We start from the raw sequence: 14,865 nt of genomic DNA, 5'->3' as shown, positions 1-14,865 counted from the left end.
GTGATTAAAATTATATTATAGATAGTATATGGGATAAAATCAATATGATCAGTGATTTCTTTATGAGTATATGGATCCTGCTCTGAGTTGACATATTTTTCATATATGGTATAAATGAGTCATAACAACAGATGGGGAGGACCGGACCATGGAGAAAAAATACGCATTTCACCCCAAAGATTATGAGATTGGTGAGACTGAACAATTCTATACAGATATGGCGGCCAAGGGATGGCGGCTTACAAAGCGCGGGGCGATCCTCAGCCGCTTTTCCCCTGACGGTAACTGCGCCATGCAGTACAGGGTCGATACAGCGTCCCCAAAAGAACTGGAAAAAAGAAAAGCCGGATTTAAGGAACAGGGATGGGAATATGTGACCGGCCACGGCTGCATCCATATCTTTTGTGTTCCAAAAAGCCGCGGGGTCACTGCATTATATCCCCAGCCGCGGAAGCAGGCAGATACACTAAAACCCCTTAGAAAACAGTATGTCAGCGCACTGCTCCAGCCGCTGATATGCGTTTTCTTCCTGATCCTTTTATGGAACGTATCCTACGCAGTAGTCGGGCAGGGGCATTTTCACGTGGAGTTTTACCGCATCTGGGTGGAGGAAACCGCTTTGTCGGCCGGGTTTGCGTCCTTTCTTTTGTGGAGCGTGTACAGTAACATACGGGGGATATGGCATATTGGCCGCCTGCGCCGGTACATGGAAAGGGGAATCTCACCGGATCATCCATCCGTTCCCGCTCACCCCATTCTCCGGTTCACGGACCGAACATTGATCCTGTGTACCGTGATGCTGGGAGGCCTGGCATTATTCCAGAGAATCGGCCGCCTCACCTATGACATGCCCTCTCAGTCGGATGGTCCGTATATCCTGCTCTCCGACATGGGGGTCACAGGTCAAAGGAACCAAAGCTTTGTGACAAATAGAAGCAGTCAGGTGGTTTATGACCAGTCACTTCTCGCGGAACACTGGGACACATTTGAAACGGTTGAAGCTGACGGCAAAGAATTGTGGATGTATCAGGACGTTTACCATCTTAAATATGGCGGCATGGCAATACCGCTGATGAATTCCCTGATGATGGACGCCACCTTTGCCAAACTACCCGCGGACTTTATTGCCCAGGATATTCCGGGACTGGACTATGCCTGGACCGGCCAGCGACTGGAGTGTATTGCCGTGTCAGGCGATATGGTCTATTATGTAACTTATCCCTTTCACGACCATGGTGAAATGATATCAGCCCTAAACGCCATTGCCGTCAAATGCAGTTACCTTCCCCGCCCCATGGAGGGATCATAGACCTGATAGCGGCTTTTTCCCTTATCCTTTGCAGCATACATTGCCAGATCCGCCCGTTGGAACAGGGTTGTAAAATCCAGTCCGTCATTGGGATGGAATGCAGCGCCTATGCTGCAGGTGGGGTGGAATATGATCCCCTTTTGCGTGAACATTTCCTGAATGGATGCAAGGACCATGGACATGCGTTTCCTGACCGTGTCCACATCCGGAACACAGGTCATAAAGATCAGGAATTCATCGCCCCCGATCCTGGACAGGATATCCTCCCCGCGAAACTGCCGGTTCAGCACATCCGCAACATTTCGCAGCACCATGTCCCCGAACATATGGCCCCTGTTGTCATTGATCTGTTTAAAATTATCCACATCCAGGATCAGGAGCGCATTGAGACTGCCGTGAAGCGGCTTTTCCAGCATGGCATCGATTAGTTTTCTGGCCTGGCGGCGGTTATAAAGCCGGGTCAGTTCATCCCGTTCCGCCTGGTACTGAAGGGCCTCTGCCGTCCTTCTCTGCTCATCTACATCAGCCAGCATGCCGATCACACGGCTGACCTGGCCCAGGGCGTCAAACTGGGAGGAGGCCCTCAGCCGGAACCATTTATACCGTCCCTCCCCATCTGACAGCCTGAATTCCATCTCTTTATAGGGCAGTCCTTTTTTTAACTCCTCCAAATCTTCCAGGAACAGCGGTAGATCGGCCGGGTAGATATGGGATATCAGACGCACCTTGCGGGTGAATTCTTCCCGGATGGGCACATACCCTAACTTTTTTCCAAAATTAGATGAATAATTTACGGTATCCTTTCCAATGTCCCACTCGATGAGGATATCCTCCGCCTGTTCCATGATGATCCTGTGGCGCTCCAGGGACAGACGCAGCTCCTCCTGAGCCTGTTTGGTGGCTGTGATCTCCATCAGTGCGCACACCAGATGTTCCGTGTTGTCGGATCCGGTCACCACCTGGCATTTTTCCAGAACCCACAGGATCTCCCCTTCCTTTGTCTCCAAACGGTATTCCAACTCCGCTGATCTGCCTTCACTAAGCTGCCTGGCCGTCTCTTCCACGACCCTGCCCTGATCCGGGGCATAGATCATTCTAAGATACTTATTATCAAAGCGTTCCCTGATCTCCTCATCGCTGTACCCCAAAAATTCATTCAGGCCCCCATTGGTCTTAACAAGGGTGAATTCCCTGTCATTGAGACAGCTCTGGACACTCCCTATCATGCGGCTGAGGGCAGCGTCATTGAACATCCGAAGCTCCATGGCACTGGAAACAGGCAGTTCTCCTTCATCCGGCTCCAGTTCGCTCCATATGAGCAGGGCTTTTTTCTGATAAGGATTGCCTGTATTGACCCGCAGCATGGTGGCCCGGCACCATCGGTATACCTGGTATACACGGTCATAGATCCTGTAACTCCGGCTTTTTTTGTTAAAGCCCTTATCCATAAAATCATGCTGGTATTCCCCCAGAAGCTTGATCGCAACAGATCTGTCATCCGGGTGAATGGCGGTCCGGGCAAAATTGCCAAAAGCTTCCTCAAAACAGCTGCTGGACTTTAGCAGATCGAAATCATGGCTTGCCAGATACACAACATGGAAGAAACCTGTGTTAAAATCCACTTCCACCACAGTGGAATCAATATACTTCAGCAATGTCAGATATTTATGCTGACCCGTATGCTGGCTTTCCTGGTTCTCACCATAGCGGCTTACCGCCTCGTCTGCGGTGAGCATTGAAACCTTCATGGTCTTCCCGTCCTGATATTCATTGGATAATCCGGCAAACGTATCCTTGACATTCTTAAAACACTCCAACAGCCTGGGAGAAAATACTCCGCATTCCCCGTTCAGGATCATATTGATCGCCCGGGCCGGGGGGATAGCCTTTTTGTAAACGCGGTCGGAGGTCAGTGCGTCATAGCAGTCACAAATCCCCACTACCTGGGCACAGATGGGTATATTGTCCCCGTGAAGCCCATCCGGGTATCCTTTTCCGTCCCATCTTTCATGATGATACCTGCAGATGTTATAGGCATACCGGAGATACTCCTTATCCCCCATGCGGTCCAGGTTCTCCAGCATCTCACAGCCTTTTGTGGTGTGGGTTTTCATGATTCCAAATTCTTCCTGAGTAAGCCTTCCCGGCTTGTTAAGGATGGAATCCGGGATGGCAATCTTCCCAATATCATGCATGGAGGAAGCGCTGGCTATGATATCGATCTGTCTTTTGTCAAATCCTATTTCCGGAAAATGATTGGATACCTCCTCCAGCAGCACCTTTGTAAACATACGGATCCGCTGTATATGCTGTCCTGTCTCCACGCTCCGGTACTCAATAATGGCGGACAGGGCATCGATCATCACCGCATTGGACTCCAGAAGCCTGGCAGCCTGCTCATCGATCCGTTCCTGAAGATTCTGCTGGTTCTGGCAGAGGGCAATACTGTTTTGTACGCGGCGTTTCACCACCACCGGCTCAAACGGTTTCATCACAATGTCGGAAGCGCCAAGGTCAAAGGCTTTAACCGTATTATCCGGCGAATCCTCGGAGGTGATCACAATGACCGGACACTCAGCAAGCATATCCAGATCATTCATCTCTGTCAGCACCTGAAACCCATCCTTTTGAGGCATGACCAGATCCAGGAGCACAGCGGCGATCTGCCTGTGATACTGTTTTAAAAAAAGCATTGCCTGGTCGCCATTTTCAGCCTCCAACAGATTGTAATCCTTCTCGAAAATCCCCCTGAGGATAATCCGGTTCACCTCTATATCATCTACAATAAGAACGGTATCCCGGCCTCCGTATTCCCTTTCCCCTTCCTTTCCCAACTCCAATTTTTCTTCCAGCACCTTGTCCGTTCCCCTTCTTTCTTCTGCTGTCACAACAGACAAAAGCTGCATAGCAGAAACTTTATTTCTATCCTATACCATAACATTTTAAAAAGGAAAATGCAATTTTTTTACCTTTTATAACAGAAAGATCCCCCGGGCTCTATTTCCCGGAGGATCGTTCCTATCCCTTACCCTATTGTTTTCATAACCCGTCACCTATGACGGACCGGACAGGGTGATGTATTCTATGCCAGCAGTCCTGCCAATGATTTTCCCAGTTCCCTGCACTGACTCAGGGCATCCTCATCCGGAACCTCCTGGGCGATCACACCCTGGCCCCCTACCAGAACAGCCCCGGCATTCTGAACGCGCTCCTCCCAGTCACGCATCCACTGGCCGTCTCCCCATCCATAAGAGCCAAACAGACCGATCTGTTTCCCGCCCGCAAATGCCTCAACAGCCTCCATAAAGGGCTCCATCTCATCCTCCTCAAGGACTTCCGCCCCCATGGCCGGACAACCCAGTGCAAATACAGGCGCATCCTTCAGCACATCCGCGGATACGGACGAGACTTCCGCAACCGTACACTCCTTACCGGCTTCCTTCACACCTTCCGCCACTGCATTGGCCATTGCCTCCGTGTTGCCGGTCTGGGACCAATATACTACCATAATCTGATTCATGTTTTCATCCTCCTATTGTCATTGATTTATATTGTTTTAAACCATAAATCTCAAGAATATCCGCAATATCCATGCCGTGTGATACCATATGGATCACATGCTCCCTGGCATGATTATACCGCCTGAAAATGGACCTGCACTCATTGAGATTGGAGTATACCTTCCAATATCCAACGCACAGGAAATTCTTTCCGTTATTCTCAATAAATCCGATCACATCCTCCGGGGGATATCCCAACAGCACGCCGATCTCATGAGGAAAGCCGCGTCCCCCTTCCATATGGGCTTTATATCGCCGGGACACAAGCCTGAGTATGGAAACCGGATCCTGGCAGCCGTATCCAAACCGCTCCATCAGCTGCTTGATCTGCGGCTGGTCAAGATAAGACTCCAGCTTCTGTTTCCTGTAAAGGAGAAATGTGGTCTTTTCCCCGGATTCGTACAGTACATAGCACGAGATGGACGTTCTTCTGAAGGTTCTCAATACTTCCTGCTTTTTCCTGCTGCCGACAGTGAGAAGATTGGATATCTTCATCCCGGTGAGAAGCGGGGCACACTGCATGGCAATCTGTGTTTCCAGATTGTCATGGTTCATGGTCATCAACAGATGCAGGGTTTCTTTGCTCATATAGGGCACCTCCTGGGGCAGATGATAATTCGTTTTAGGCGCTATCTAACTGTTATATAAGGTTAGTTCTAGCTAACTTCTGTTCTATATTCTATCAGCTGCATCAGGAATTTGCAAGATAGGTAATTGGGAATGTTTCTCACTACAGGGATCTGAACCTAATTTTGGGCTTCAAGGCAGGGATGCTGTTGCGCGGAATCTTTGTGAGTTTTTTTCTCATTCATTGCTTGTGACATTTTTCCATCAAATTCAGTCGTATTTGCGCGATAAACTCTCGCGTGTTTTTTTCTCTTCGTTTTTATCTCATGTATTTTAACCATATATCCGGCCGCTGACACCAGACCCGACTGTCGTCAACTGTAACTAACTGCAAATAACAGTTTTTTATATTCTGAATGCAAATTCCGGGGAAATGTTATATAATGAACCCTAGGGTCTGTTTGAGGATTCATATCCGCTATCCGGCAAAAAGCAATTTTCAAACATACTCCGGACCAATGATAGATAAGTAGAGGTAAGTTATGGAATTATTACAATTGCGTTATTTTTTGACAGCAGCCGAATACCAGCATATGACAAAGGCTGCTGAGCATCTTCAGATAGCACAGCCCGCCCTTTCACAGGCCATCCACAGGCTGGAGGCGGAACTTGGCATCCCTCTGTTTGAGAGGAAAAGCAGGAGCATCGAGTTGAACGAAGCAGGACGTCTGCTCCAGAAGCGTCTGATCCCCCTTATAAGCGCCCTGGACCGTATCCCGGGAGAGCTGCGTGCCGGACAGTACCGTTCCAGCCATACCATCCACCTGAAGCTTCTTGCAGCGTCCACTTTGATCACCAACCGCATTATCGCCTATCGTTCCCTGCGGCCGGATGTAAATTTCCAGCTGAACCAATCTGACGCCACCACGGATTATGACCTTTGTGTATCTGCCATCCGCTCCGATGTTAAAAGCGATGAGTACTCCGACTACATGGTCATGCTGGAGGAGGACCTGTACCTGGCCGTGCCCACCCATTCCCCATATGGGGACAAGGACTCCATCTGCCTGGCTGATACCAATAATGCAGGCTACATATGCCTGGCCGGTTCCCGCCCCATACGCCAGATCTGCAACAGCTACTTTTCAGAAGCCAGTTTTACACCTAAGATCATATTTGAAAGCGACACCACCGAGTCCGTGCGCAATCTGATCGCGGCAGGTCTGGGCATTGGTTTCTGGCCCCAGTATTCCTGGGGGCCCCTGTCAGCGGAGTGGGGTCCTCTGGCCCCTCAATCGCCGGTCAAGCTCCTTCCCATCAAAGACCAGGTCTGCCGCAGACAGATCATCCTGATGTGCTCTCCCCATGGCAAGGAGAACCCCATTGTCAGGGATTTCTGTGATTTTCTGATCCAGAACTCAAAATGGCTGTAGGAAATCCCTACAGCCAACTTTTTGTTCCAAACCATATTTTATTATAATTCCTTCAGATGACTTCCCTTAAGCCTTGTCAAGGCCCTGGCCATGGATGCCTGGGACATTCTGAACTCCCTCAGGCTCTGCTTCTGGCGCATCTGCTCCTCCGCCCGTTCCAGGGCTTCCTTGGCTCTGACCGCGTCAATATCCTCCGGGCGTTCCGCCGTGTCCACGATCATGGTCACACGGTTATTGACCACCTGGACAATCCCACGCCCCACAACCGCTTCCTTCCACTGCCCCTCTCCGGGTATCCTAAACCGCAGTTCGCCCTCCTGGGTAGCCAGGATCATGGCTTCGTGATGGGGAAGAATACCAAACTCTCCGTCATGGGCGGGAACGACCAGTGTTTCACAGTTTCCATTATAAAAAATATGGTCGCTGGCCACTATCTTCAGCCAAAATGTAGACATATCCGGGCTCCTTTCCGTGAATCAGCCATATGCTTACCCTTCACTGTGTTCCATGGTTTCGGCTTTTTTTACAACCTCATCAATGGTGCCCACATTAAAGAATGCAGCCTCAGGATACTGATCCATCTCTCCGTCAATGATCGCCTTAAAACCACGGATCGTCTCTTTCACAGGAACGTACTTTCCAGGCACGCCTGTAAAATTCTCCGCCACATGGAACGGCTGTGACAGGAACCTTTGGATCTTCCTGGCCCGGTTAACAGTCAGCTTATCCTCTTCCGACAATTCCTCCATGCCAAGGATTGCAATGATGTCCTGAAGCTCCTTATATTTCTGAAGCATCTGCTGTACCTTGCCTGCAACCTCATAATGCTCTTTACCCACCACATCCTCCTCCAGGATACGTGAGGTGGATTCCAGCGGATCCACTGCTGGGTAAATCCCCTGTTCCACAATCTTTCTGGAAAGGACCGTGGTGGCGTCCAGATGGGCAAAGGTGGTGGCCGGAGCCGGATCCGTCAGGTCATCCGCCGGCACATAGACTGCCTGTACCGAGGTAACTGAACCATTCTTTGTGGAAGCGATCCTCTCCTGAAGCTCGCCTACCTCTGTTGCCAGGGTGGGCTGGTAGCCAACCGCGGAAGGCATACGCCCAAGCAGGGCGGATACCTCAGAACCGGCCTGCACAAAACGGAATATATTATCAATGAACAAAAGTACGTTCTGGTGCTCCACGTCCCTGAAATACTCAGCCATGGTAAGCCCTGTCTCAGCCACGCGCATACGTGCCCCGGGCGGCTCATTCATCTGTCCGAATACCAGGGCCGTCTTATCCAGAACCCCGGACTCGCCCATCTCTGTCCAAAGGTCATTTCCCTCACGGGAACGCTCACCCACGCCGGTGAATATGGAATATCCGCCGTGCTCAGTGGCAATATTGGTGATCAGTTCCTGGATCAGTACGGTCTTGCCCACGCCGGCTCCGCCGAACAGGCCGATCTTTCCGCCCTTTGCATAGGGAGCCAGCAAATCAATTACCTTGATGCCTGTCTCCAGCATCTCCACCACCGGGCTCTGGTCCTCAAAGGAGGGCGGGTCCCTGTGGATCACCCATTTATCTTCATGATCCAGGCTCTCTCCGCCGTCAATCGTCTCCCCAAGGACATTAAATAGCCGTCCCAGGGTTTTCTTGCCTACGGGCACCTGGATACCGGATCCCGTGGGCTCTACCTCCATATCCTTGCACAGCCCGTCACTGGAAGCCAGCATGATACAGCGGACCACATTGCCGCCAATATGCTGTGCCACCTCCATGACACACCGCTTTCCCTGGTTATCTACTGCCAGGGCATCCTTGATATGGGGAAGGTGCTCATCTTCAAACGCCACGTCAACCACAGGTCCCATAACCTGTATGATCTTTCCCTTGCTCATGGCTGCCTCCTTCTAAATTACGTAGTATGTTTCTTTTTCTGTGCCTTGGCACCGCTGATCACCTCAGTTATCTCCTGGGTAATGGCAGCCTGCCTTACACGGTTATATTCAATGGACAGTTCGCTCAAAATCTCATTGGCATTGTCGCTTGCCGACTGCATTGCCATCATTCTGGCATTCTGCTCACTGCAAAAGGACTCTACCAGGGCGCCGAACACAAATCCTGTCACATAGTTGGGTACCACATTGTCCATGACAGCACTGGGGGAGGGAACCATCTGTATCTCCTCCTGTATGATGTCGGCCGGAATCACAATGTTGCTGAAATCCTCCCGTTTAAGGGGAAGCAGCTGTACGATCTGGGCCTCCATCTTCATGCTGTTGATCATCTGGGTGTAGAGGATCCACACCTCATCCAATCTGCCTTCCTCATAATCATCCAGCACCGTGGACGCGATCATCCGCGCCCTGTGCATGGTAGGATTCTGCACCGTATAATGGAACTGCTCCTCCACAGGAACATGCTTTGCGCTGAAATAATGACGTCCCAGCTCTCCCACCACATAGAGGCGGTGATTGCTTCCCTGGTTCATCCACTCATGAGCCATCTTCAGCACATTATGGTTGTAAGCGCCTGCCAGGCCCTTGTCGCCCGTGATAACGATCAGGCCCTTCATCCTGTCCTGTTCCTTGATCTCTTTCCTGGGATTGAAGTAAAAATGCTCCACTTCCGGCATATGGCGCAGGATACGGCGTATCAAATCCTGTAATGTATAGAAGTAAGGCTCTGTCTCCTCCAGCAGTTTTTTGCTTTTCTTAAGCTTTGTGGAGGAGATCAGGTACATGGCATTGGTTATCTTCCTGGTATCCTGGACGCTTTTCATACGGCCCAGGATTTCTCTTGCATTTGCCATACTATCTCCTTCTTCCCTGTCAGATGGATGCCTTGTACTGGTTGGCGCTGTCCAGAATCTTCTGTACCAGCTCTTCGGTGAGATTCCCGGCTTCATCGATCTCTTTACCGATCTCCGGATGCTTTTCATCAAACCAGGCCAGCATGTTCATCTGAAATTCCTTAATCTTATCCACATCCACGCTAAGCATTACCTTGTGGGTGGCTGTACAGAGGGTAATGACCTGCTCATGCAGGCTGAGAGGCCTTCCCAAAGGCTGTTTGAGAAGTTCCATCAGACGCTTGCCGTAAGCCAGCTGCTCTTTTGTGGATTCATCCAGGTCTGAGCTGAACTGGGTAAATACTTCCATCTCGCGGTATTGGGCCAGATCGATCCTTATGCTTCCGGACGCCTTTTTCATGGCCTTTGTCTGGGCAGCACCGCCCACGCGTGATACGGAAAGGCCGACATTCACAGCCGGTCTCATTCCTGAAAAGAACAGATCACTTTCCAGGAAAATCTGTCCGTCTGTGATGGAAATGACATTGGTGGGAATGTATGCGGACACGTCCCCTGCCTGCGTCTCAATAATGGGCAGTGCCGTGATGGATCCGCCTCCCTTTGCATCGCTCAGCCTGCTGGAACGCTCCAGAAGGCGTGAGTGCAGGTAAAACACATCCCCCGGGTATGCTTCACGTCCCGGGGAGCGCTCCAGCAGCAGGGACAGGGCGCGGTATGCAACCGCATGCTTAGACAGATCATCATATACGATCAGAACATCCTTTCCCTGGTACATAAAGAACTCCGCCATGGCTGTTCCTGAATAGGGAGCTATGTACTGCAGGGGCGCTGCCTCGCTGGCCGTGGAGGCCATTACAATGGTATAGTCCATGGCGCCGCTCTTTTTAAGGGTGGATACCAGCTTTGCCACCGTGGATGCCTTTTGCCCGATCGCCACATAGATACAGATCACATCCTTCCCCTTCTGGTTCAGTATGGTATCTATAGCAATGGAGGTCTTTCCGGTCTGGCGGTCGCCGATGATCAGCTCACGCTGTCCGCGGCCAATGGGAAACATGGAGTCAATGGCCAATATACCCGTCTCCATGGGAACCCCTACCGACTTCCTGTCCACGATTCCCGGCGCTTCCTCTTCCACCGGCCGGTAATCCTCCTCCTTCACAGGGCCAAGTCCGTCAATGGGATTGCCCAATGCGTTCACAACCCGGCCTAAAAATCCGCTTCCCACAGGCACCCCGGCCCTCTTCTTTGTGCGGACCACCTTTGTACCCTGGGATATCTCCGTATCCTTGCCAAACAGGATAACACCGATCTCATCCTTACGGATATCCTGGACCATTCCCCGGACACCGTTTTCAAATATTACAATCTCTCCGTACATGGCATGTTCCATGCCGTATACAATTGCGATACCATCGCCTATCCAGATAACAGAACCTGTCTCCTGTTCCTGGCCGGCATGGGTATCATAATCCTCAATCTCACTTTTGATAATGGAGATGATTTCCTGGGAACTGATTGTGCTCATATCAATACTCCTATCTTACTACTGCCCGGCACAGCTGGTTCAGCTGTCCCTTCAGGCTGTAATCATATTCTGTATCCCCGGCTTTCAGGACAAATCCGCCCACCAGGTCAGGCTGCATTACCAGTCGGAGATCTATATCCTTTTTATGGTATCTGCTGCACAAAAACTGTTTCATTCCTGCAATCTGGGCCGCACCCGGCATGGTCACATAGTGGAGTTCCGCCTCCATCACGCCTTCCATCCTGAGGGAGTAGGATTGCCATGCATCTGCAATATCCCCCATCTGTCCGATGCACCCCGCATCGCAAGCCTTTTTCAGGAAACGCACCATCAGACCGGAATATTCCGGTTCTCTGAATACCTTTTCTATGACGGCATGCTTACTTCCCATGGGAACCACAGGACTTGTAAGTACCCTGTTCAGTTCAGGGTTTTCCTTAATCACATCCGCAGCGTTTTTTACCATTTGCCCCGGTATTTCTAATTCATACAAAACAATCGCATATCTCCTGGCCGTCTCAGTCATTTCGATCACCTGATTCTGCTAAAAAGCGGTTGTAAAGGTTCCTGTCATTCTCAGGTCCGCTCTGCTCGCTTAAAAGTTTTGCAGCAGCACTCATGGCCAGTCCGGCAACGGAGACCTTCAGGTCATTCATGGCCTTCTCCCTTTCCAGGGCGATGGTCTTATCAGCATCCTCCATCTTCTTTGCAGCGTCTTCCCTGGCCTGGGCAATGATACGGTTGTATTCATCCCCTGCCCTGGACTTGGCGCTCTCAATGATCCGCGATGCCTCCTCCTCGGCCTTGCCCATGGAAACCTCATAGCTGGCTTTCATCTGTTCCGCCTCTGTTCTGGTATTCTTTGCATCGTCCAGATCACGTTCAATCATCTGCTTCCTTTCATCCAGTATCTTACGTACCGGGCCAATAAGGAAGTGCTTCATGAATATGTAGAGCACCAGAAGGTTAATGACCGTAAAGGCTATATTCCAAATGTTTATATTTAACATATTCAAACGCCTTCCTGCTTGTTTTTATTTTAAGAACAGAATAATCAAAAGACCGATCACAAATCCGTAAATAGCGGTTGCCTCGGCAAGGGCACATCCCAGCAGCAGGGCCTTTGTGATCTTACCGTCTGCCTCGGGCTGCCTTGCGATGGCATCCACTGCCTTGGAGGTAGCCAGACCAATTCCAATTCCCGCACCAACACCTGTAACTACTGCAACACCTGCACCTAAAGCAATTAATCCTGTCATAATATGATTCTCCTTTTTCTCTTAAATTTTCTCATATACTGTTAATGGTTAATCTTCGATTGCCTCTTTTATATATAGTGACGTGAGGAACACAAACACATAGGCCTGGATCACTCCGTCAAATATATCAAAGTAAAAACTGAACGGCAGCGGCACGATCAACGGAAGGAGATGCTTGATCAATGCCATGACCACAATGGCGCCCAGAACATTGCCGAACAATCGCATACACAGCGAAAGCGGCCTGATAAACAGCTCCAGCACGTTAATGGGCGCTATAATGGCAATGGGCTCCGCAAAACTCTTGACCCAGCCCTTTACTCCCTTTTTCCTGATTCCGGCAGCTTCCACCAGCACAATGCTCATAACGGCCAGGGATACCGTCACATTCAGATCCTTGGTGGGCGACTTGAATCCAAAAAGGCCGATCATGTTGGCAACCCCAATGTAAAGCACCACGGTGATCAGGTAGGGAATATAATCCCGGCCATCCTTACCCAAAAGACCCTCAAAGAAGTCATAGATAAAAGAAAGGCCACTTTCCAGCGCGGCCTGCTTGTTGTTGATCTGCCTTACCTTAAGGCCATGGACAAGAAGCAGGGAACATGCCATCATCACTGCCATGATGATCCAGGTGACCACAACTGATTCCAGCACATCGATCCCTCCAAACAGCGGTATGGTAAACACCACATTGCAGTTCAGTTCGTCCATCAGCGATTCCACTAAACCATCCATATCTTCCAACCCCCTTTCTCTTCTTTTGCTTTGCCTAATTATAGTCACTGTGTTTTATAATTTCAAATACATATTATTTATAAATTGATAATATAAAAGTTATGAAACTAAAATATATACAATATACACTAAAAACAATATTGATTTTTGTTTATATTTTTATTGACCACCTTTGGTTTCTTTACACGGATTTTACATAGACCTAAAAATTTGCAAGTATTTATACAAAAAAATTCAGGAAATTATATGCAAGAATACATGCGGCAAAAAAATGCAGAAAACCCCTGAAGACATGCCGCTAAGGCTGTCTCCAGGGGATGTTAACGGATTCATCTTTCCCTCAGGCAAAATTCCCGCTTCTTTAGACGGTGAGCAGTAATAAATTTATCATAGAGGGAATCTGGCCACGGCAGAAACCTGGTCATGGCAGGAATCTCAGTTCCATGACAAAGCCTCCGTCAGATTCCTTAAGATGCGCTGATGCATTATAACATGCTAGGCATGGCCTGCGCCTCACAGGTATCTGAGATGTGCTTGACACTATATTATATATATAAGGAACTATTCAAAATATACCACTGTAAGATACTGTCCTGCATGGATCGTGTCCTTCTTCAGATTGTTCATCTGGATCAAACGGTCCACATATTCATGAGTGCTCATGGAACTTCCCTCTTTATACTGGTCAGCTATCTTCCACAGGCTGTCCCCTTCCCGGATCTGGATACTCTTATAATACGGCGCAGCCGTAGTCTCCTCTTTCGCCATGGAGGTGAACATAGCACGCCCCATAAACATGGTGACTAACAACAGCACTGCAAAACAGGTAACTATTAACTTTCTCATATGCAACCTCCCTAAGGCGGTTCCTTCATGCGCACTCCAGAACGTGTGTTCTTTTGTATATATATAATATAGCACCCGAACACACGTTTGTCAATGGTTTTTGCCGAAAAAACCGAACAAAGGTTTGCATTTTTACCGAACATATGTTACTATAGATTTAGAAAATGCAGGAGGTTGAATATGGCTCAGGATAAAATTACTTCTAAACAGCAGGAGATATTAGAATACATAAAAGACACTATACTTAAGAAGGGGTATCCCCCGGCTGTGCGTGAGATATGTGAGGCGGTTCATTTAAAGTCCACTTCCTCTGTCCACTCCCATCTGTCGGCCCTGGAGGATAAAGGCTATATCCACCGCGACCCCACTAAGCCCAGGGCGATCGAGATCCTGGATGACACCTTTAACTTTAACCGCAGGGAGATGGTGAACATTCCCCTGATCGGTACGGTTGCTGCAGGAGAGCCCATCCTGGCAGAGGAACGGATCGAGGATTACTTCCCATTTCCAGCCGAGGCGCTTCCCAACGCAGAGACCTTTATGCTGAAGGTAAAGGGAGAAAGTATGATAGGCGCCGGAATCCTGCCCGGCGACCAGCTGATCGTGGAGCAGCGCCCTACTGCTGACAACGGCGAGATTGTTGTGGCCCTGGTAGATGACTCCGCCACCGTGAAGCGTTTCTATAAGGAAAAGGGCCATTACCGCCTGCAGCCCGAGAATGATGCCATGGATCCCATCATAACGGACCACGTGGAGATTCTTGGCAAGGTGATCGGCCTGATCCGTATGATGTAGTCCGCAGAACATGCAAAGTCAAACCTA

The 14,865-nt window shown here is 49.6% G+C and carries 15 protein-coding genes; 3 read left to right on the top strand and 12 right to left on the bottom strand.

All coding sequences use genetic code 11. The features are described 5' to 3' along the window. Positions 1-148 precede the first annotated feature (148 nt). Complete coding sequence (locus HMPREF9469_RS17930) at positions 149-1,309, top strand: DUF2812 domain-containing protein (RefSeq protein ID WP_007864596.1); 1,161 nt, start codon at positions 149-151, stop codon at positions 1,307-1,309. Here HMPREF9469_RS17930 and HMPREF9469_RS17925 read toward each other — a convergent pair. From HMPREF9469_RS17925 to HMPREF9469_RS17915, 3 genes are all read right to left on the bottom strand, one after another. Beyond that, entirely contained in the window at positions 1,279-4,164 is a 2,886-nt protein-coding gene (locus HMPREF9469_RS17925; protein WP_242827924.1) for a diguanylate cyclase domain-containing protein, read from the bottom strand. The two genes, HMPREF9469_RS17930 and HMPREF9469_RS17925, sit on opposite strands and share 31 nt — an antisense overlap. A 227-nt stretch (positions 4,165-4,391) precedes the next feature. Further along, positions 4,392-4,829, bottom strand: a complete 438-nt coding sequence (locus HMPREF9469_RS17920; RefSeq protein WP_007864590.1) for a flavodoxin — start codon at positions 4,827-4,829, stop codon at positions 4,392-4,394. A gap of 4 nt (positions 4,830-4,833) precedes the next feature. Further along, positions 4,834-5,457, bottom strand: coding sequence for a DUF3793 family protein (locus HMPREF9469_RS17915; protein WP_007864587.1), 624 nt, complete (start codon positions 5,455-5,457; stop codon positions 4,834-4,836). A gap of 521 nt (positions 5,458-5,978) precedes the next feature. On the opposite strand from HMPREF9469_RS17915, the gene HMPREF9469_RS17910 reads away from it, so the two are divergent. Beyond that, positions 5,979-6,869, top strand: coding sequence for a LysR family transcriptional regulator (locus HMPREF9469_RS17910; RefSeq protein ID WP_007864585.1), 891 nt, complete (start codon positions 5,979-5,981; stop codon positions 6,867-6,869). 41 nt (positions 6,870-6,910) lie between these two features. Here the strand turns inward: HMPREF9469_RS17910 and atpC are convergent, their stop codons facing one another. The 9 genes from atpC to yneA all read right to left on the bottom strand — a co-directional run bounded on the left by atpC (position 6,911) and on the right by yneA (position 14,043). Next, positions 6,911-7,324 carry an ATP synthase F1 subunit epsilon gene (atpC, locus tag HMPREF9469_RS17905; RefSeq protein WP_007864583.1) on the bottom strand — a complete coding sequence of 138 codons (414 nt, stop codon included), beginning with the start codon at positions 7,322-7,324 and terminating at the stop codon, positions 6,911-6,913. Positions 7,325-7,357: 33 nt separating this feature from the next. Next, positions 7,358-8,758 carry a F0F1 ATP synthase subunit beta gene (gene atpD, locus HMPREF9469_RS17900; RefSeq protein ID WP_007864581.1) on the bottom strand — a complete coding sequence of 467 codons (1,401 nt, stop codon included), beginning with the start codon at positions 8,756-8,758 and terminating at the stop codon, positions 7,358-7,360. Positions 8,759-8,775: 17 nt separating this feature from the next. Continuing rightward, positions 8,776-9,672, bottom strand: a complete 897-nt coding sequence (gene atpG, locus HMPREF9469_RS17895) for an ATP synthase F1 subunit gamma (protein WP_007864578.1) — start codon at positions 9,670-9,672, stop codon at positions 8,776-8,778. Positions 9,673-9,691: 19 nt separating this feature from the next. Next, on the bottom strand, positions 9,692-11,200 hold the full coding sequence (gene atpA, locus HMPREF9469_RS17890) for a F0F1 ATP synthase subunit alpha (protein ID WP_007864575.1): 1,509 nt from the start codon (positions 11,198-11,200) through the stop codon (positions 9,692-9,694). A 10-nt stretch (positions 11,201-11,210) separates the two neighbouring features. Next, positions 11,211-11,693, bottom strand: coding sequence for an ATP synthase F1 subunit delta (gene atpH / locus HMPREF9469_RS17885; protein ID WP_227161307.1), 483 nt, complete (start codon positions 11,691-11,693; stop codon positions 11,211-11,213). Between the two features lie 25 nt (positions 11,694-11,718). Continuing rightward, complete coding sequence (atpF, locus tag HMPREF9469_RS17880; protein ID WP_007864568.1) at positions 11,719-12,210, bottom strand: F0F1 ATP synthase subunit B; 492 nt, start codon at positions 12,208-12,210, stop codon at positions 11,719-11,721. A 24-nt stretch (positions 12,211-12,234) separates the two neighbouring features. After that, positions 12,235-12,459 carry an ATP synthase F0 subunit C gene (atpE, locus tag HMPREF9469_RS17875; RefSeq protein WP_007864555.1) on the bottom strand — a complete coding sequence of 75 codons (225 nt, stop codon included), beginning with the start codon at positions 12,457-12,459 and terminating at the stop codon, positions 12,235-12,237. A gap of 48 nt (positions 12,460-12,507) precedes the next feature. Further along, the gene (locus HMPREF9469_RS17870) at positions 12,508-13,197 is read right to left on the bottom strand and encodes a F0F1 ATP synthase subunit A (RefSeq protein WP_007864552.1); all 690 of its coding nucleotides are present in this window, start codon (positions 13,195-13,197) and stop codon (positions 12,508-12,510) included. 561 nt (positions 13,198-13,758) lie between these two features. Next, positions 13,759-14,043, bottom strand: coding sequence for a cell division suppressor protein YneA (gene yneA / locus HMPREF9469_RS17865; RefSeq protein WP_007864531.1), 285 nt, complete (start codon positions 14,041-14,043; stop codon positions 13,759-13,761). A 180-nt stretch (positions 14,044-14,223) separates the two neighbouring features. Between yneA and lexA the strand changes: the two genes are divergently transcribed. Further along, a complete protein-coding gene (lexA, locus tag HMPREF9469_RS17860) occupies positions 14,224-14,838 on the top strand; it encodes a transcriptional repressor LexA (RefSeq protein WP_007864529.1) in 615 nt (204 codons plus the stop codon). The last annotated feature ends 27 nt before the right edge of the window (positions 14,839-14,865 follow it).

This window comes from [Clostridium] citroniae WAL-17108 (assembly GCF_000233455.1).
Lineage (GTDB): Bacteria > Bacillota > Clostridia > Lachnospirales > Lachnospiraceae > Enterocloster > Enterocloster citroniae.
This window is presented reverse-complemented; position numbering and strand designations above follow the sequence as displayed.

Bases quoted from the DNA above. Each gene is read 5' to 3' on its own strand.
- HMPREF9469_RS17930 (WP_007864596.1), top strand. From the start codon at position 149: ATGGAGAAAAAATACGCATTTCACCCCAAAGATTATGAGATTGGTGAG.
- HMPREF9469_RS17920 (WP_007864590.1), bottom strand. From the start codon at position 4,829: ATGAATCAGATTATGGTAGTATATTGGTCCCAGACCGGCAACACGGAG.
- HMPREF9469_RS17915 (WP_007864587.1), bottom strand. From the start codon at position 5,457: ATGAGCAAAGAAACCCTGCATCTGTTGATGACCATGAACCATGACAAT.
- HMPREF9469_RS17910 (WP_007864585.1), top strand. From the start codon at position 5,979: ATGGAATTATTACAATTGCGTTATTTTTTGACAGCAGCCGAATACCAG.
- atpC (WP_007864583.1), bottom strand. From the start codon at position 7,324: ATGTCTACATTTTGGCTGAAGATAGTGGCCAGCGACCATATTTTTTAT.
- atpD (WP_007864581.1), bottom strand. From the start codon at position 8,758: ATGAGCAAGGGAAAGATCATACAGGTTATGGGACCTGTGGTTGACGTG.
- atpG (WP_007864578.1), bottom strand. From the start codon at position 9,672: ATGGCAAATGCAAGAGAAATCCTGGGCCGTATGAAAAGCGTCCAGGAT.
- atpA (WP_007864575.1), bottom strand. From the start codon at position 11,200: ATGAGCACAATCAGTTCCCAGGAAATCATCTCCATTATCAAAAGTGAG.
- atpF (WP_007864568.1), bottom strand. From the start codon at position 12,210: ATGTTAAATATAAACATTTGGAATATAGCCTTTACGGTCATTAACCTT.
- atpE (WP_007864555.1), bottom strand. From the start codon at position 12,459: ATGACAGGATTAATTGCTTTAGGTGCAGGTGTTGCAGTAGTTACAGGT.
- HMPREF9469_RS17870 (WP_007864552.1), bottom strand. From the start codon at position 13,197: ATGGATGGTTTAGTGGAATCGCTGATGGACGAACTGAACTGCAATGTG.
- yneA (WP_007864531.1), bottom strand. From the start codon at position 14,043: ATGAGAAAGTTAATAGTTACCTGTTTTGCAGTGCTGTTGTTAGTCACC.
- lexA (WP_007864529.1), top strand. From the start codon at position 14,224: ATGGCTCAGGATAAAATTACTTCTAAACAGCAGGAGATATTAGAATAC.